Origin of the sequence: Nocardioides sp. LHD-245 (assembly GCF_030929495.1) — a bacterium.
In the GTDB taxonomy this organism is placed as follows: Bacteria; Actinomycetota; Actinomycetes; order Propionibacteriales; family Nocardioidaceae; genus Nocardioides.
In genome coordinates this window covers 419,944-436,230 of record NZ_JAVFWN010000003.1, presented here as the reverse complement: position 1 = coordinate 436,230, position 16,287 = coordinate 419,944, and the positions used below count along the sequence as shown (strand labels likewise).

Below are 16,287 nucleotides of genomic sequence, written 5' to 3'. Positions count from 1 at the left end.
CTCCTTTATGGGGTGGGGGTGGGAGGGACCCGGCGACGGCGCCGGGCCACGACGGCTCCGGCGACGGCGACGAGGAGGACGACGCCGAGGACGCCGCCGATCTGGAGGGCGGCGCTGGTCCCGGTGCCCAGGGACTGCGCCTGCGTGGTGCCGCCGGCCGTGCCGGTGCCGGTTCCGCCGGTGCTGCCGGTGCCGCCGGTGCCACCCAGCGTCCAGTCGTGGCTGGGCGCGTCCGCCCCGTAGACCTGGTGCTGGCCGTCGGGGCCGGTGGCGAGGGTCCGGTACGCCGGGTGCAGGTCGGTCAGCGTGCTGACCGCGACCGTGGCGACGCGCGGTGCCTCGGCACAGGCGAAGACGAGGTCGGCCCCGTCGGCGATCAGGTCGCCGGTCGCCTCGACCCGGCCGGTGCACGCCTGACCGGCGGCACTCACCGTGACGTGCTCGAGGAGGTAGGCCTGGACCTCCGCGGCCTGCTCGACGAGCGCGGCGTCGCCGTCGTCGTAGCTGATCGCCCCGTCGAGCATGACCCGGTCCTCGGGCAGCACGCCGAGGTGGATGCCGAGCAGCGTGAGGTCGTCGGCGGCACCGACCTTCCAGGTGACGTGGACGACGGCGGGGTCGGCGGCGTCGGCCGCGATCTCGACGGTCTGCGGATCACCGAACGGATGCGCCGCGAGGAGGCCGGTCACGCCGCGCCCGCCAGCTGCCCGACCGCGGTCGTCGTCAGCACGCCGCCGATCACCGTGATGCTGGCCGCCGCGAGCACCGGCGCGACCCGGGTGGCCGCGGCGACCAGCGTCCGGGACTCGGCGGCGCGCACCACCAGGTTGCGTCCGGCCAGCGCGAGCAGGCCGACCCCGAACAGGACCGTGGCCAGGCCCAGCCCGAAGGTGATCACCAGCAGCAGCGCGAACCCCGAGCGGCCGGTGAAGATGCCGGTCACCAGCACCAGGAAGGCTGCCGGCGAGGGCGTCAGGCCGCCGGACATGCCAAGCAGCACCAGGCCGGGACGGCTGGGGCCGTGACCATGACCGTGCCCGTGCCCGTGACCGTGACCGTGCCCGTGGCCGTGCCCATGGCCATGACCGTGGCCGCCGGCCCGGAGGTGACGGCGCAGGAGCCAGACCCCGACCCCGATCACCAGCAACCCGGCGAACAGCTGCAACGCGCTGGTCAGACGCTCGAGGGAGAGCAGGTCCGAGAGCGACAGGAAGGTCCACGCCACCGCGACGACGAGGACCGAGACGGTGTGCATGACCGCCACCGAGGCCCCGAGCCAGGCGGCGTCGCGGACCTTGCCGTCGGAGCCGACGAGGTACGCCGCGGCGAGGCTCTTGCCGTGGCCGGGGCCGACCGCGTGGGCCGCGCCGGCGGCGAAGGCGAGCAGGAACGCCACCGGCACGAAGCCGGGCGCGCCGACCAGGTCGATCAGTCGGTCATCGAGGGAGGGGACGAGAAGGGCATCGGCCAGTCGCGCCACCTGGGAGGTGGGGGCCACGGGCAGCCATGTTCACGATGCCGGGTGACCGCAATGCCCCCGATCCGTGGCGCCGGGGTGTCCCGAAGGTAAAGAGATGGGGCCCGGCCCGGCGGACCGCGGCCGCGCGGCGTCAGCGGACGTCGCAGGCCGAGGGCACCGTCGCATTGGAGCTCACCGGCCGCGCCCCCGGACTCACCTCGACCTCGATGTCGCCGTCCTGCCCGGGGCCGCCGCGCATGACGAAGGAGAGGCGGTGGCGCTCCTGGGGCGCGAGGGAGACCGCGACCCGGACCAGGTCGCGGCCCTCGAACGGCAGTGCGTCGATCGACTGCGGGCGGCCGTCGACCGCGACCTCCTCGAGCCTCCCGCCGACCGGGGTCGTGAGATAGAGGACCAGCAGCTGGTGGCCGGGCGCCACCCGCACCCCCGGGTAGGTCGCCCCGGTGATCGCCGGCGGCAGCTGCCCGACGTCCGGCGGGGTGTCGCTGTGGAACTCGACCTCACCGGCGATCGCCTGCCGGCCGCCCTCGCAGGAGCGGGCGAAGACGCGGGCGTCGTACGCGAGGTAGTACTGCATCTTGGTGGGCCCGGCGTCGTTGAGGTAGATGCCGACCTGAGGCTCGGTGCCGCCCTCGGGAGTGAACTCGCCCGCGATCGCGGTGCCGGCGATCTCCCGCTGCGCCTCGGGCTCGGTCAGCGCGAGCCGGACCCGGCCCTCCTGGACGGCGCGCACCAGGCCGGTGAGGACGGCGACCGAGTTGCCCGAGCCGTCGGCGAAGGCGTCGAACACCGCTTCGGCGACCGCCTGTTGGTAGTCGCTGTGCGCCTGCCGGTCCTCGCTGAGCCGATAGATCTGGTTCTCCACCGCGGCGACCACCGTGTCCGACGTGACCGCCGGATAGCCGGGGACCGGGACGGCGCCGGTCCCGGCTAGCAGGTAGCTCACGGCCACCGGGTCGACGAAGATGACGCCGTCCACCCGGCCGCCGCGGACCTGCTGCCAGCGGGTGCGCAGCAGCTCCGCGGCCCGCCCGAAGTCCGGCGTGAGGGTGGCGTCGACGGGATAGACACCGAGGAGGTCGCCGAAGGCACCCCGCTCCTCGGCGCTCAACGGCAGGATCGGCTGGTCCGAGCTCCCGAGGTCCGCGGCGTCGGCCTGCTCGACGACCTCGACCTGCCCCCGGTCGGCCCGCACCAGCGTGAGGGCGCCGGGGAGGCCGCCACTGCTGCGTGCCTCGGCGTTGTTCTGCAGGACCAGCAGGAAGTGGCGCGGCCGGTCGTCCCCGATGAGCCGGGGGATCAGCCGAGCGGCGCGGTACGTCGTGTCGAGGGTCTGCCGCGCATCGACGACGAGGTCGCGCAGCTCGTCGAACCGGTGCCGGACCGGCCCCACGAACGAGCTCGGGTCGACGTCGGCCAGCGCGGCGTCGGCCCGGTCGAAGGCCGCCTCGCTGCGCTCGGCCGGATCGGCCAGTCCCGCGATCGCGTCGACGGGGAACGCATGGCCCTGGGGGCGGAAGGCCTCGCCCGAGACCTCCTCGGCGGCGTCGGCCAGCGGCGGGAGGCCGTCTCGTCCCAGGTCGGCGAGCACGTCGGCGACCACGGCGATGCCGTCGAGGTCGTCGCCGACGACCGGCAGCAGCTCGAGCGCCGACCAGGTCGGGCCACCGGTGCGCGACCGCGCGGTCTCGGCGGCGTCGCGGTACTCCGCCATCGCCCGGCGGGCCCCGTCGGCGTCGCCCCGGACGAGCGCGGCGCGCATCACCTCGGCCCGCGTCGCCACGTCCGCCAGCGCCCGGCTGGTGGACCACAGGGTCCAGCCCACCCAGGCGCCCGCCACGAGGACCACCGCCGCCAGGACCAGCAGGCCGCGGTGCCGGCTCCGGGAAAGATGGCGCAGCCGGCGACGCAGGCGCTCGACGGGTGTCCGCGGCCGGCTGCGGCGCCGGCGGCGCCGCTCGGTCGACATGGGGGCGAGCATAGAGGTACTTCGGGTGCCGACGTGTGGCGTCCTGCGCCATCGGGCGCAGTGACCGCCTACACTTTCGACCGCCGGCCGCGTGCCGGATCACACTGCCCCCACACGCGAGGACGAGGGTCGACACTTTGGACTTCAAACAGTTCGTCGGAGTGCTCCGGCGCCGGTGGCTCAGCGTCGTGGCCCTCATGGCCGTCGGAGTCGGTGTCGCCTCGTTGCTGAGCTTCGTCGTCCTCACGCCCAAGTACGAGTCGAAGTCGACCGTCTTCCTCAGCGTCGACGTGCGGGAGAGCACCGACGCGATCACGGCGCTGTACTTCGCGCAGACCCGGGCCACGGCGTACGCCGACCTGGCGCGCAGCCAGGAGCTCTCCCAGCGCGTGATCGACGCCCTCGACCTGGACATGACGCCGGGACAGCTCGCGGGCGAGATCACCGCCGAGGTCGTCGAGACCACCTCGCTGATCCAACTCAAGGTGACCGACACCTCGGCCCGGCAGGCCCAGACGATCAACGACGTCCTCACCGACCAGTTCACCCGCTACATCTCCGAGTTGGAGACCCCGGGTGGGACGTCGTCGGGTGAGTCGCCCCAGATCACCGCCCAGATCACCGACAAGGCGAGCTACAACCCCTCGCAGGTCAGCCCCCGCACGGCGCTCTATCTCGTCGTCGCCGGCCTCGTCGGCCTGCTGCTCGGCATCGCCCTGGCACTGGTGCGTGAGCTGCTGGACCGGACGATCCGGACCGCCGACCACGTCAGCGAGATCACCGAGGCGCCGGTCCTGGCGAGCGTCGGCTTCGACACCGACATGCGCAACGCTCCCCTGCTGACCGACCTCGGCGGCTTCGCCGCGCGCACCGAGGCGTTCCGGCTGCTGCGCACCAACCTGCAGTTCATCGACCTCGACAACCAGCCGCGCTGCCTGGTGATCACCAGCGCCGTGCCCGGCGAGGGCAAGACCATGACGGCCACCAACCTCGCCGTCGCCCTCGCCCAGACCGGCCGCAACACGCTGATCATCGACGCCGACCTGCGCCGGCCCCGGGTCGCGACGACCCTGGGCCTGGACCCGGCGATCGGACTCACGACGGCTCTCATCGGCCGCACCGAGATCCACGACGCGATCCAGGTCCACGAGGCCAGCGGCCTGCACGTCCTCGCGTCGGGCGCGAAGCCGCCGAACCCGACCGAGATCCTGCAGTCGCGGATCACCCAGGACCTGCTGCAGCGGCTGCGGGCGTCGTACGACATCGTGATCATCGACGCGCCGCCGCTGCTGCCGGTCGCAGACACGTCGGTCCTGGCCACCATCGGCGACGGCGTCATCCTGGTCGTCCGCCACGCCACCACCACGCGCGACCAGGTCGGCGAGGCCGTCAAGCGGCTCAACCAGGTCGGTGGCCGGCTCTACGGCATCGTGGTCAACATGGTCGCCAAGCGCGCGATCGGCTCCTACTACTATTACTACTACGAGGAGACCAGCCCCGAGCGCGGCAAGTCGGGGCGCTCCGGCGGCCCGGCCGCAGGGGGCAAGCGCGCCGCGCCGCGCTGATCTCGCTCACCCGGACACGACACAGGCCCCGCCGAGGCGGGGCCTGTGTCGTTCGCGGGCCGTGTCCGTCCGGGAGCTCAGCCGACCCGGCGCAGCCAGAGCGACGACGGGGGGTTGGGGTCGTCGGCCACCGGTACGTACCGCGGGTGGCTGCGCCTCAGGGCCGCCTCGTCGTCGTGGCGCAGCATCGGCACCGACAGCTCGATCGGGAACTCCTTGTTGAAGGCGAGGAAGGTCTGCACGACCATCGCCTCGTTCCAGTAGACCGGCCACCGCTCGCCGAACAGCCAGGTGTCGGCCGGGTAGGGCGTGTTGAACGGGAACGGCACGTCGTGGATGTGGACGATGACACCCGGCTTGATCCGCGGCAGCACCTCGAGGAAGAGGTAGGCGACGTCGCTGTCGATCTTGAGCGAGTGGGAGGAGTCGATGAACAGCAGGTCGCCCGCCTCCAGCTCCTCGAACCGCGCGGTGGGGACGTCCTGGACGAAGCCCTCGACGAGCTGGAAGTTGGGCAGCGAGCGCAGCGCGTCGAAGGGGTACGGCTCGACGCAGGTGATCTGCAGCGGCGCGCCCTCGGCGGCGTTGCGCCGGCCGGCGAGCGAGGCGTAGTAGGTGGACAGACCCGAGCCGACCTCGAGATAGCGGGCCGGCTTGTGCTCGCGCAGCATGTAGTAGAGCGTGCGCGCGTCGAACTCGGGATAGCCCGGGCCGAACCCCCGGCGGGTGTTGGCGAGGTAGTCGCCGGTCTCGGCGAGGAACTCGGCCTCCCACCGCGCGGCGAGGCCGTCGAGGCGCTCGCGCATCGCGGGCAGGTCGACGTCGAGGCCCGGCAGGCCCGAGGGCCGGTCCCAGCGGGCCCGGGTCTCCTCGATCTCCTCGAGCACCGGCAGCGTCGAGTAGTAGTCGGCCCGGTGGGCGACGTTGTAGCCGAGCCGGCCGAAGACCCGGCGGACGCCGCGGATCCGGGCCCGGCGGACCCGGAAGACCACGCGGTCGAGGAAGGCGATCAGGAAGCCCGGCGCGAACCGGGAGAGGAGACGCTTGACCCGGCCGGTGAACGGCACGTGGGTGGTGCGCTCCGCCGCCGTCGGGGCGACCTCGGGAGCAGTTTCGACACTCGACATGGCCGGGATCCTACGCACCGGCGGCACCGTCGGCGGCAGACTCCGCGGACCCGGACCCGGGAAGGTGTCCGGACGCCGTGGTGACGAGCACGCCGAAGCCCAGGAGCAGGCAGGCCGTGGCCGCCACCGCCGTCAGCAGGATGCCGACCAGCACGATGCTGTCGTCGAGCGCGGCGACCACGATGCCGACCGCGAGCGCGGCCGCGAGCACGAACTCCACGATCGAGGCATAGCGGGCGTGGTCCCGGGCCTGGAGGACGGCGATGAGCACCCGGCGCAGGCCCAGCATGCTCGCGGCGAGCACGACCCAGCGGGCGCACTCGACCGCACCGAGGAACTCCGTGCCGAAGGTCAGCCGCACCAGCGGCTCCATCGCCAGCTCGAGCGGCACCGTGATCACGAGCATCAGCACGGCCGTGAGACCGAGCGTGCGCCGGACGTACTCCCGCTCGGCCGCCGGGTCGGTCTGCAGCACCGCCAACCGTGGCAGCGCCACCCCGGCCAGTGACATCCCGAGCACGTTGTGCAGCGCGGAGAGGGCGGAGGCGACGCCGTACAGGCCCAGCATGGTGTTGCCGAGCAGGGAGCCCACCAGGAAGCGGTCGAGCTGGAGCCCGTCGATGGGCCCGACGCTGCTCACGTGCCCGCGGCGCGCGAGGCTGCGCAGCTCGTCGCGGTCCAGGCGCGGCGCGTCCGCACCGAGTGAGGGACGCAGGCTCCTGATCCGGGCCAGCAGCACGCCGCCGCTGAACGCCAGGATGACGAACGGGACGCCCACCGGCCCGAGGTTCCACCCGAAGGCCAGGCACACGCCGAAGGCGGCCACGACCGCCGCCTGCGGCAGCACCCCGGTCAGGGCGATCCGGATCGGCTCGGTCCCCTCCCCCAGCATCGCCCCCATCAGGATCCGCGCCGCCATCGCGTTGAGCGCGGTGAGCACGACCGCCACGGCCAGGAGCCCGGTGTCGACGCCGAGCTCGTCGCGGTCGACGAACACGAAGTACGCCGCGCCGACCGCCCCGGCCGCCACCCCGATCACCAGCCACGAGCGCGCCAGCCCCCGCAGTCCGTCCCGGGCCGGGATCCCGCGCTCCGCGAGCTGCTTGGTGATCGCGTTGGGCAGCCCGCCACCGAGCGTCAGCTGCGCGGCGACCGCGCCGAGCGTCGCCACCAGCAGAACCTGCCCGCGACCCTCGACGCCCAGCATCCGCGCGGCCATGATGCCGCTGGCCATGGTGAGCAGCTGGGTGAGCACGCCCGCTCCGGCGAGCAGCCACCACGGGACCGGTCGGTGCCGCTCGGCCGCTGACACGGACGCGGCAGGGGAGGACGTCGACACGGGTGCAGGATACGGGTAACGCCGGCCCCAGGACGGTCGTTGGAGAACCCGGGCCCGATGGGTGCGCGGCGAACGCCGCCGGGTCCGCGAAAGGAGTCCCGTGAGCGCGCCGTCCCACCAGCGACCTCTCGTCTTCAACCACATCCCGAAGTGCGCCGGCACGTCGGTGCGCAACGCGATCGTGGCGGCGCTTCCTCCGGACGCGACCACGGTCTACCGGGTCGACGTCTCCCTCGTCGGCGGCTACGACCGGTTCGACGCGCTCCGTCCGCAGGCGGCCGCGACCTTCGTCCGCAGCCCCGAGGAGCTGCCCGCCGACGGGGACTTCATCACCGGCCACATCGCGCCCGGCACCACCCGCGCCCGCTACGACGACCGCCGGGAGGTCACGATCCTGCGCCATCCGCGGCTGCGGGTGCTCTCGCAGTGGGTGCACAGCCGAGCGCTCTCCGACTTCGACCTGCGCCACTTCGGGCACGCGGGCTCGGTCGCCTTCCGGGTCGCCCGCGGGGGCCTCGGCGACTACCTCGACCACGCCATGATCGCGCCGAACATCGACAACACGATCACGCGCTTCCTCGCCTGGCCGCACCCGCTGCTGTCGCCGACCTCCTTCATCGAGGAGAGCCAGGAGGAGGAGATCCTCGGTGCCGCGCTCGACTCGCTCGATCGCTTCGATCATGTGGGTCTCGTCGAGGATCCCCGCTTCCTGGAGCACCTGGGCAGCGCCGTCGGGCTCACGCTGCCCGACATCCGGCTCAACGAGCGGGTCTCGGTGCCGCGCCGGCGACGGCCGCGCCTCGGGTCCGAGCTCGACGGCCGCACCGAGGAGCTGCTCGCCCGACGTACCCGGCTCGACGAGCGGCTGTGGACCCACGCCGCACGCCGGATCCGGCCCGACTCCGACCCCGCGCAGACGTTGGCGGTGGCGTGGGAGCAGGCCCTCACGCGCTACGACGCCGCGCTGGCCGCGCCGTACGAGACCCGGCGGGTCCGGCGGGCCGCCGAGCTCGCGTACGGCACCTACGCCGCCGCCCGCGGGCTGCGCCGCCCCTGGTACTGATCTCCCGGCTCAGCCGGTCAGGCCGCCGTCGACGACGAGCACCTGGCCGGTCAGGTAGGTGTTGCGCGGATCGGTCAGGAACTGGCAGGCGCGCGCGATGTCCTCGGGGTCGCCGAGCCGGCCGGCGGGCGTACGGCGCACGATCTGCTGCAGCTGCTCCTCGTCGAGCCCGTGGCTCATCTCCGTGCGCAGGTAGCCGGGCGCGATCGCGTTGACGGTGATGCCGCGGGTGCCGAGCTCACGGGCCAGCGCGCGGGTCATGCCCTCCAGGGCGGCCTTGGTGGCGCTGTAGACGGCGAGGCCGCGATAGCCGGAACGGCCGACGACCGAGGAGATGTTGACGATCGTGCCGCTGCGCTTGACCATCATCCGGCGGCTGACCTGGCGGGCCATGTAGAGCGAGCCCTTGACGTTGAGGTCGACCACGACGTCGATGTCCTCGTCGGAGGTCAGCCCGATCACGCCGTCGCGGGCGACGCCGGCGTTGTTGATCAGCACGTCGATGCGGCCGAACCGCTCGATCACGGCGTTGACGAAGGCCGCGCAGTCCGCGGAGCTCGACACGTCGGCCGGCTGGAACAGGAAGCGGCCGGCGACCGCGGGATCGCCCTGCCACTTCTCCACCTCGGGCGTGCTGCTGCGGGCGCAGGTGGCGACGACATCGCCCTCGTCGAGATAGGCCTGCACGATGCCGGCTCCGAGCCCGCGGCTGCCGCCGGTGACGACGACGACGCGCGGCTCGGCGGTGCTGGTCTCGCTCACGGTGCTTCTCTCCTGACGATCTTGCTCCCGGTCGTGCTGACCTCGTCGACGAACCGGATGCTGCGGGGGCGGGACGCCGACGGGAGGTCGGCGCACGCCGCGCGGATGGCGGCGTCGATCGCGGTGGTGTCCGCGCCTGCGGACGCCACCACCTCCACCGCAACGATCTGACCCGTCATCGGGTTCCGCCTCCCGTAGACCCGGGCGACGTCGACGCCCGCGACGGCGCCGATCCGCTCCTCGACGACGAGCGGGTGCACCTTCACCCCGCCGACGTTGATGATCTCCGAGGAGCGTCCCAGGAACACCAGGCGACCGTCCTCGACGGCGACGAGATCGCCCGTGGGGCGCCACTCCTCGGCGTCGACGTCGGGCTCGCCGTAGTAGCCGACCATGCCGGTGCGCGAGCGGATCCACAGCTCGCCGTCGACGACCTTCAGCGCGACGTCCGCGTCGTCGCCGCGCTCCAGCACGGCGGTCGACAGACCCGCCCGGCGGTCGCGCATCGAGCCGGTGGAGCCGAACTCGGACGCCGCGTAGACCTGGGAGACGGGCGTGTCGGGGAAGGTCGCCGCGAGCTCGCCCAGCAGCGGACCGGGGATCGCCTCGCCGCCCAGCGTGATCTGACGCAGCGACGGCACCGGGCCCCCGTCGGCGCGCAGCTCGGCGAGCAGGAACCGCCAGTACGTCGGTGTGGCGCTCGCGTGCGTGACCGCCAGCGCGCGCATCGCGGCGAGGCCCTCGCGCGGGCGGCGCGGCGCCGGGGCGACGAGGGTCGCGCCGGCGGCGAAGACGTGCAGCAGCACCTGGAGCCCGGCGAACTGGTGGAGCCCGAACGCCAGCAGCCAGCGCTCGTCGGCGGCGGGCCGGACGTGCGCGGTGGTGCGGACCAGGCGGCCCCAGTCGTGGCGGACGCCGCGGGGCGCGCCGGTCGTCCCCGTGGTGAGGACCAGATGGGGCCGGCGTGCCGGCAGCTCGCGGACGGTGACCTCCGCGGTGGTCGCGAGCAGCTCGCCGAGTCCGACCCGGCGCACGCCGTCCGGCAGCGCGGACGCCGGCAGGTCGTCGCGGTCGGTCACGACGACCGGGTGGTCGAACCTCACCACCAGGTCGAGCACCTGCTCGGCCTCGTCGGGCGGGAGCAGGCAGACCTCGACCCCGGTGGAGGCGGCGGCGGCCATCATCGCGACCACGGGCGCGGCCTCGTGGTCCGCCAGGGCGATCCGCTCGGCACCGAGCGCGGCCAGCCCGGTCGCGGCGCGCTCGGCCATCGCCAGCAGCTCGCCGTAGGAGACGGTCTGCTCGTGGGTGACCACGGCCGGCCGCTGCGGCCCCGCCTCCGCGCCGCGGCGCAGGAACTCGATCACGCGGGCTCCGGGTCCGACTCAGGCGGTCGCGTAGAACGAGACGATGTCGCTCAGCGTCTCGGGCATCGTCTCGCCCTGGAAGGGGTCCGTGCCGAACTCGTCCTCGAGGACCGCCGAGAGCTCGGCGGCCTCCAGCGAGTCCAGGCCCACGCCGTCGGCGTACAGCGGCGTCTCGACGGCGACCTCACCGGCCTCGGGCTTGACCCGCGCGACGAACTCTCGAACGATCTGCTCGACCCGATCCTGCATGCCAGCCTGCTCCTCGTATCGCCCGGAAATGGCGGGCCAACCATAGCCGCAACTCGGCCCTCACGAGCGCCGTTCCACCGGTAGCCTGCTCTCCCATGACCGCCGACATGCGCGTCCCTGCTCCCAGGACCGCCCGCGAGAAGATCGCCGCCCGGCTCAAGCGAAGCGTCCGGCGCTGGGTGGACGGCCCCCAGCTGCGTCACTTCGACGAGCTCGACGAGCGGCTGCTCACCTTCGAGTACCCGTCCTACCCGTGGATGAAGATCGTCGAGACCGTCGAGAACGACGGCCAGCCCGTGCACGTGAAGAGCTACGCCGGGGTCAATCCGACGGCGATCTTCATGCCCGGGGGCCTGCACCACGCCGACTGGGTCACGACCGTCCACGCCCACGTCGAGGACGGCGAATGGGTCCAGGCTCCCGACGCCGTCCACAACAAGGGACCGATCACCGTCGGGCACGACGCATTCGTCGCCTACGAGGCGCTCATCTCCTCCGGCGTCACCATCGGCGACGGCGCGATCGTGGCGACCCGGGCCGTGGTGGTGCGCGACGTCGAGCCCTACGAGATCGTCGGCGGCAACCCCGCCAAGCACATCAAGTACCGCTTCGAGCAGCCGGTCCGTGAGGCACTGCTACGGATCAGGTGGTGGGACTGGGACGTCGACAAGGTCGCCGCCCACAAGGGCATCATCCACTCGCCGCGGGTGGAGGAGTTCGTCGCCGCGCACGATCCGGACCTCGGTCCGCCCTCCTGCGAGATCTGCCGGGGCTGACTTGTTGGGGCCGAGCGTGTCGCAGACGGCGCTCGCCGCCCGGGGCCTCGCTTCGCTCGCCCCGCGGGCTTCACGCCGTGCCGCTTCGCGGCCGTGCGCCACGCTGCCGGCCGTGCTGACCATGCGGCCGACCTGGGCCGGCTACTCGATCCGCTCGTAGGTCCCGGGGATGACGGCGTCGCGGACGGCGACCTTGCGGGCGGGGACGCCGAACATCACGGCCCGCTCCGGAGCGTCGGAGAGCAGGACCGAGTTGGCGCCGATCTGGGCGTAGCGCCCCACGGTCACCTTGCCGACCAGGACGGCGTGCGCGAGCACGATCGCCCCGTCGCACACCGTCGGGAAACCGTCCTCCTCCGGCGGTGTGTCCGGCTGCTTCACGCCAGCCGTGACGCCACCGCCGAAGGTCACATTCGCCCCGACCCGCAGGCCGTTGCCGATGACGACCCCGTTGGGGTGCGGCATCAGCAGCCCGGGGCCGACGTCCATGCCCGGCACGAAGTCGGCGCTCACCAGCACCATCCCGATCGAGCGGAGCAGGAACGCCAGCCGGGTCCGGCCCCGGCGTACGGCGATCTGCTGGGCCCGCAGGATGACCGACGCGACCAGGCCCGGGTTGGACACCGCCTTCATCGCGACCGCCGGCCACGACGGCCGGACGTCGGGCCGGTAGCGCAGCAGGTCGGAGAAGACGAGGTCGCGGAAGCCCAGGCCCGCCGAGGTGGTGAGGCCGTCCACGGGCTCGCTCACCGGACCGCCTCGATCGCCATCTGCGCCCCGCCCTCGCCCGTGCGCTTGTCGAGCCCGCGCAGCGCCTCGTGCTGGCTGTCGGACAGCGACCACTCCCGGGCGTCGGTGAAGCCCGCCTTGGTCAGCTCGGCGCAGAGCGATGCGACGTCGTAGAGATAGCCGGTGTGGTGGCCGAAGGACGCGATCGGCACCCGCACCAGGTCGGTCGGGTGCTCGACGGTCAGACCGAGCGAGCGGTAGAAGCCGCCGACCTCGTCGTCGACCGAGCGGCTGCCGGCGAGGTACAGCTCGACGTGCTTGCCGAGGTCGGGCGTGACCAGGCGGATCACTCCGCCGGGACGCAGACAGCGATGGGCCTCGGCGAACATCCGGCGGCCGGCCTCGAGTGGCACGTGCTCGATCATGTTGTCGGCGTAGACGACGTCGAGAGCCCCGTCCTCGAAGGGCCAGCGCTCGGTGGCATCGAGATAGTTGCGGGTGCGTGCGTTGACGTTGACGACCAGCCAGCCGGGCCGGTCGGAGAGGCCGCCGATCTCGAGCCTGATCGGGCGCGGTGCCGCCGCCGCGGCGCTCGCCATCCGGCGCTTGGCGATCGGGGTGTTGACGGCGTGCGCCGCCGCGCGGGCCGCCGCGTAGAGCCGCGGGTGCTCGGACGGGTGAAGCCTCATGGGGGAACGCCTCCTGGGATCGTGGGGGCCGCTGCTCGGTCAGGCGCGCTGGCGCGACCGAGGACGGCGTACCCGTCCCAACGAGTCGACGCCCAACAGGTTCTCCGCGAATTCCTCTGCGGTCGCGGGCGGGATCGTGGTGGTCCGTCGCCGATCGGGGGGGTAGGCGAACACCCGGGCGATCGCGGCACCGATGCTGGCCCTGTCGAGCTCGGCGACCTCGCCGGCGTCGGTCGCGACGAGCTCGCGCGCCCGCACCCGCGATCCGGCCGTGACGACCGGCACCTCGGCGGCCAGCGCCTTGCCCATGATCCCGGACGGTCCGTTGTTGGTCAGGATGATCGGCGCCACGTCGACCGACGCGACGAGCCGGTCGAGCACGTCGCCGGCCAGGAAGCCGTCGCGCACGATCACCCGGCCCCGCTCCTGGGGAGGCAGCGCCTCGGCCCACGCCAGCACCTCGGGCGCGATCGGCCCGGCGAGCAGCAGGTCCGCGTCGAGGCCGGCCTCCCCCATCGCCTCCCAGACCAGCCGGGCGTTCTTGCGCTCGTTGACCACGCCGAAGATGCCGGCGATCCGGCGCCCGGCCGGCAGCTCGAGCTCGGCACGGTGCCGGGCCCGGTCGCGGGAGTGCGCGTCGCACAGGTCCGGGTCGCGGGTGCGCTTGACGATCCAGCCGGGAGTCAGGTCGTCGCGACCGGCGAAGCCCGCCGTGCGGTCCAGGGTGCGGGTCGTCATCGCCGCGACGGCCAGCGTCGCCTTCGGGACCCGCAGCTTCCAGCCGGTCAGGTCGCCCAGGCCGAGCTTGGCCGGGTAGCGGGTCAGCATGAACACGACGCGTGGGCGAGGCTCGATGCCGCGCAGGACGCGGGGTGCGTCGAGCCACCAGCGCTTGAGCGCCTGGTCGGCGTCCATCACCACGATGGTGTGGCGCTCCCCCGGCGCGGACGGCGTGCGCCGGCACACCGCGGCGGCCGCGGCGGCCATGACCCGGGTCGGCGGCAGGACGCCGTCGAAGACCTCCTCGACACGCACGTCGACATCGCCCAGGTAGTCGCCGAACGCCTCGTGCCCGGTCGCTCCGCGGGAGGTGAGCAGGACGACCTCCCCGCTGCGCAGCGCGAGCCGGGCGACATGGGCGACGGCCTGGAACCGGTGCCCGACCGGACTCGGCTCGACGAGAACGGTCGTCATCACACCTCTCCACACCCCACGGTCGCGATCCAGGAAGGGCCGCAGCATAGCCTGGATCCGGGGTTCCCGGCCGAGCCTCACGCCGGACCGCGGAGCACCGCTACGGTGTGCACCCATGGACCGAAGGCAGCTCACCTCGCGCGCCCTGCGCTCGGCGATCCAGGTCGTCGCGGACCGCGGGTTCGTCGTCCGCCGCCACCCGGCGGTGCGCCTGCAGACCCAGCTCGTCGCCCGCGACGTGGACCTGGTGTTCGACGTCGGCGCCGCGAAGGGCACCTACGGCACCGAGCTGCGCCACTTCGGCTACCGCGGACCGATCGTGTCCTGCGAGCCGATGAGCGCGCCGTACGCCGTCCTCTCGGCCACCGCCGCCGCGGACCCGCACTGGCACACCGTGCAGGTCGGACTCGGCGCCGAGAACGGCACCGCCGACATCCACGTCGCGTCCAACAGCGACAGCAGCTCGTTCCTGCCGATGGGCGAGCGGCACGCCGCAGCCGCACCCCACGTCGGCTACGTCGGCACGGAGACGGTGCGCGTGAGCCGCCTCGACGACCTCCTCGAGGAGCTCCCCGTCCGCGGGGAGCGGATCTTCCTGAAGGTGGACACCCAGGGCTTCGAGCGCCAGGTGCTCGACGGCGCCGCCCGGACCCTGACGCAGTGCGTCGGCGTCCAGCTGGAGCTGTCGTTCACGACGACCTACGAGGGCGGCATGCTCGTCGACGAGGCGATCAGCAGGATGTACGACGCCGGCTTCGTCCTGACCGGCCTGGAGCCCGGCTTCGCGGCGGCGTCGGGCGCGGTGCTCCAGGCCGACGGCGTCTTCTTCCGGGAGTCCTGACCCGGCGGGCCACGGTCCGGGCACGGTCCGGGCACGGTCCGGGCTCAGCAGGTGCGGAGGAACTCTTCCACGTTGCGGGCCCAGGAGGCCGGCGAGAGTCGCATCGACAGCGCCTTGCTGACCGCCGACATCTCCTCGAGCCGAGCGGCCCCGGCGGTGCTGGTGCGGGCCATCCGGTCCGCGAGCGCCGCGGCGTCCCCGGTCGCGTAGAGGAAGCCGTTGACCCCGTCCTGGACCATCGTCGGCGCGGCGCCGACCATGTCGGAGGTGATCACCGGCAGCCCCGCCGCGGCCGCCTCGTGGAGGACGACGCCGTACGGCTCGGCCAGGGACGGGTTCACGTAGGCGCTGCTGCGGTGGAACAGGCCGGCCAGGTCGCGCGGCTGCACGAAGCCGTGCCGGACCACACCGGGCACGCCCGCGAACTCCGACTCCAGCGGTCCGACCCCCGCCAGGTGCAGGTCCCAGGGCTCGTCGACGGTGTCGCGGTAGCGCCGGTAGGCGTCGGCGAGGACGTCGGCGCCCTTGTGGTGCACCATCCGCAGCGCGGACAGGAAGGCGCCCCGGCTCACCAGCTCCGAGCCGGGCCACGGGCCGGCGCCGTACAGGTCGGTGTCGGCGCACAGGCTGCCGCGCAGGATCGTGTCCGGCCCGAAGCCGAGGTGACGGGCGAAGGTCTCGGTCCTCTCGCACGGCACCATGGCGGCGTCGAACATCGGCCGCAGGAACCAGCGCGAGGTCGCCCGACCGACCCACTGGCGAGGCGTGCCCAACCAGTTGTTGTCCATCCAGCAGACCCGGAGGCACCGGCCGTCGCGGCCCTTGAGCACCTCGCGGTAGGGCGGGATGTGCCAGGAGTGCACCAGGATCGCGTGCGGCGCGAAGTCGTCGACGAGCCGGTTCAGCTCCTCCCCCCTCGGCAGCTCCTGCCACGCGTGCACGCGGGCGACGTCCTCGAGGGGGAACCGCTCGTAGGCGACGTTGTCCCGCTTGGCCTGGGTGATGACGAACAGCTCGACCCCGCGCCCGACCAGAGCGCGGAACTTGGCGTCGAGATAGCCCGTCAGGCCGGTGGCCAGCATGACGACGCGCAGGGGCTCGGCGTCCCTGCGCGCCGCCGCGACGGCGAGCGCCACG

The 16,287-nt window shown here is 73.2% G+C and carries 16 protein-coding genes; 4 read left to right on the top strand and 12 right to left on the bottom strand.

Annotation, left to right across the window (positions count from 1 at the left end):
* Positions 1–5 precede the first annotated feature (5 nt).
* The 3 genes from RB608_RS07060 to RB608_RS07050 form a co-directional block, all read right to left on the bottom strand.
* Positions 6–689: a hypothetical protein gene (locus RB608_RS07060; protein WP_308087102.1), complete on the bottom strand. Its 684-nt coding sequence runs from the start codon at positions 687–689 to the stop codon at positions 6–8.
* Positions 686–1,498, bottom strand: coding sequence for a cobalt transporter (locus RB608_RS07055; protein WP_308087101.1), 813 nt, complete (start codon positions 1,496–1,498; stop codon positions 686–688). Before RB608_RS07055 ends, RB608_RS07060 begins: the two co-directional genes overlap by 4 nt.
* Positions 1,499–1,610: 112 nt before the next feature.
* The gene (locus tag RB608_RS07050; protein WP_308087100.1) at positions 1,611–3,449 is read right to left on the bottom strand and encodes a DUF4012 domain-containing protein; all 1,839 of its coding nucleotides are present in this window, start codon (positions 3,447–3,449) and stop codon (positions 1,611–1,613) included.
* Positions 3,450–3,586: 137 nt separating this feature from the next.
* Here RB608_RS07050 and RB608_RS07045 point away from each other — a divergent pair, with 137 nt between their 5' ends.
* Positions 3,587–5,014, top strand: a complete 1,428-nt coding sequence (locus RB608_RS07045; protein ID WP_308087099.1) for a polysaccharide biosynthesis tyrosine autokinase — start codon at positions 3,587–3,589, stop codon at positions 5,012–5,014.
* 77 nt (positions 5,015–5,091) lie between these two features.
* On the opposite strand, the gene RB608_RS07040 is transcribed toward RB608_RS07045, so the two are convergent.
* Together RB608_RS07040 and RB608_RS07035 are read right to left on the bottom strand one after the other, a co-directional pair.
* Positions 5,092–6,141: a class I SAM-dependent methyltransferase gene (locus tag RB608_RS07040; protein ID WP_308087098.1), complete on the bottom strand. Its 1,050-nt coding sequence runs from the start codon at positions 6,139–6,141 to the stop codon at positions 5,092–5,094.
* Positions 6,142–6,151: 10 nt separating this feature from the next.
* A complete protein-coding gene (locus RB608_RS07035) occupies positions 6,152–7,480 on the bottom strand; it encodes a lipopolysaccharide biosynthesis protein (RefSeq protein WP_308087097.1) in 1,329 nt (442 codons plus the stop codon).
* 100 nt (positions 7,481–7,580) lie between these two features.
* Here RB608_RS07035 and RB608_RS07030 point away from each other — a divergent pair, with 100 nt between their 5' ends.
* A complete protein-coding gene (locus RB608_RS07030) occupies positions 7,581–8,543 on the top strand; it encodes a hypothetical protein (protein WP_308087096.1) in 963 nt (320 codons plus the stop codon).
* A gap of 9 nt (positions 8,544–8,552) precedes the next feature.
* On the opposite strand, the gene RB608_RS07025 is transcribed toward RB608_RS07030, so the two are convergent.
* From RB608_RS07025 to RB608_RS07015, 3 genes are read right to left on the bottom strand one after another with little or no spacing between them, the layout of a single operon-like run.
* The gene (locus tag RB608_RS07025; RefSeq protein WP_308087095.1) at positions 8,553–9,305 is read right to left on the bottom strand and encodes a 3-oxoacyl-ACP reductase family protein; all 753 of its coding nucleotides are present in this window, start codon (positions 9,303–9,305) and stop codon (positions 8,553–8,555) included.
* Positions 9,302–10,672: a fatty acid--CoA ligase family protein gene (locus RB608_RS07020; protein ID WP_308087094.1), complete on the bottom strand. Its 1,371-nt coding sequence runs from the start codon at positions 10,670–10,672 to the stop codon at positions 9,302–9,304. The genes RB608_RS07025 and RB608_RS07020 overlap by 4 nt, the downstream gene beginning before the upstream one ends.
* Before the next feature lie 18 nt (positions 10,673–10,690).
* Entirely contained in the window at positions 10,691–10,921 is a 231-nt protein-coding gene (locus RB608_RS07015; protein ID WP_308087093.1) for an acyl carrier protein, read from the bottom strand.
* Positions 10,922–11,016: 95 nt separating this feature from the next.
* Between RB608_RS07015 and RB608_RS28265 the strand changes: the two genes are divergently transcribed.
* The gene (locus tag RB608_RS28265; RefSeq protein ID WP_392390975.1) at positions 11,017–11,697 is read left to right on the top strand and encodes a CatB-related O-acetyltransferase; all 681 of its coding nucleotides are present in this window, start codon (positions 11,017–11,019) and stop codon (positions 11,695–11,697) included.
* Between the two features lie 141 nt (positions 11,698–11,838).
* Here RB608_RS28265 and RB608_RS07005 read toward each other — a convergent pair whose 3' ends face one another.
* From RB608_RS07005 to RB608_RS06995, 3 genes are read right to left on the bottom strand one after another with little or no spacing between them, the layout of a single operon-like run.
* Positions 11,839–12,447 carry a hypothetical protein gene (locus RB608_RS07005; protein ID WP_308087092.1) on the bottom strand — a complete coding sequence of 203 codons (609 nt, stop codon included), beginning with the start codon at positions 12,445–12,447 and terminating at the stop codon, positions 11,839–11,841.
* The gene (locus RB608_RS07000; protein WP_308087091.1) at positions 12,444–13,115 is read right to left on the bottom strand and encodes a methyltransferase domain-containing protein; all 672 of its coding nucleotides are present in this window, start codon (positions 13,113–13,115) and stop codon (positions 12,444–12,446) included. The genes RB608_RS07005 and RB608_RS07000 overlap by 4 nt, the downstream gene beginning before the upstream one ends.
* A gap of 39 nt (positions 13,116–13,154) precedes the next feature.
* On the bottom strand, positions 13,155–14,309 hold the full coding sequence (locus RB608_RS06995; protein WP_308087089.1) for a hypothetical protein: 1,155 nt from the start codon (positions 14,307–14,309) through the stop codon (positions 13,155–13,157).
* Between the two features lie 115 nt (positions 14,310–14,424).
* Here RB608_RS06995 and RB608_RS06990 point away from each other — a divergent pair, with 115 nt between their 5' ends.
* Entirely contained in the window at positions 14,425–15,150 is a 726-nt protein-coding gene (locus RB608_RS06990) for an FkbM family methyltransferase (protein WP_308087088.1), read from the top strand.
* Between the two features lie 44 nt (positions 15,151–15,194).
* Here RB608_RS06990 and RB608_RS06985 read toward each other — a convergent pair whose 3' ends face one another.
* On the bottom strand, positions 15,195–16,286 hold the full coding sequence (locus RB608_RS06985; RefSeq protein WP_308087087.1) for a glycosyltransferase family 4 protein: 1,092 nt from the start codon (positions 16,284–16,286) through the stop codon (positions 15,195–15,197).
* Position 16,287: the final 1 nt, after the last annotated feature.

What these genes read in the sequence shown, in the direction of transcription:
- RB608_RS07040 (WP_308087098.1), bottom strand. Translation starts at nt 6,141, where the DNA reads ATGTCGAGTGTCGAAACTGCTCCCGAGGTCGCCCCGACGGCGGCGGAG.
- RB608_RS07050 (WP_308087100.1), bottom strand. Translation starts at nt 3,449, where the DNA reads ATGTCGACCGAGCGGCGCCGCCGGCGCCGCAGCCGGCCGCGGACACCC.
- RB608_RS28265 (WP_392390975.1), top strand. Translation starts at nt 11,017, where the DNA reads ATGACCGCCGACATGCGCGTCCCTGCTCCCAGGACCGCCCGCGAGAAG.
- RB608_RS07000 (WP_308087091.1), bottom strand. Translation starts at nt 13,115, where the DNA reads ATGAGGCTTCACCCGTCCGAGCACCCGCGGCTCTACGCGGCGGCCCGC.
- RB608_RS06995 (WP_308087089.1), bottom strand. Translation starts at nt 14,309, where the DNA reads ATGACGACCGTTCTCGTCGAGCCGAGTCCGGTCGGGCACCGGTTCCAG.
- RB608_RS06990 (WP_308087088.1), top strand. Translation starts at nt 14,425, where the DNA reads ATGGACCGAAGGCAGCTCACCTCGCGCGCCCTGCGCTCGGCGATCCAG.
- RB608_RS07015 (WP_308087093.1), bottom strand. Translation starts at nt 10,921, where the DNA reads ATGCAGGATCGGGTCGAGCAGATCGTTCGAGAGTTCGTCGCGCGGGTC.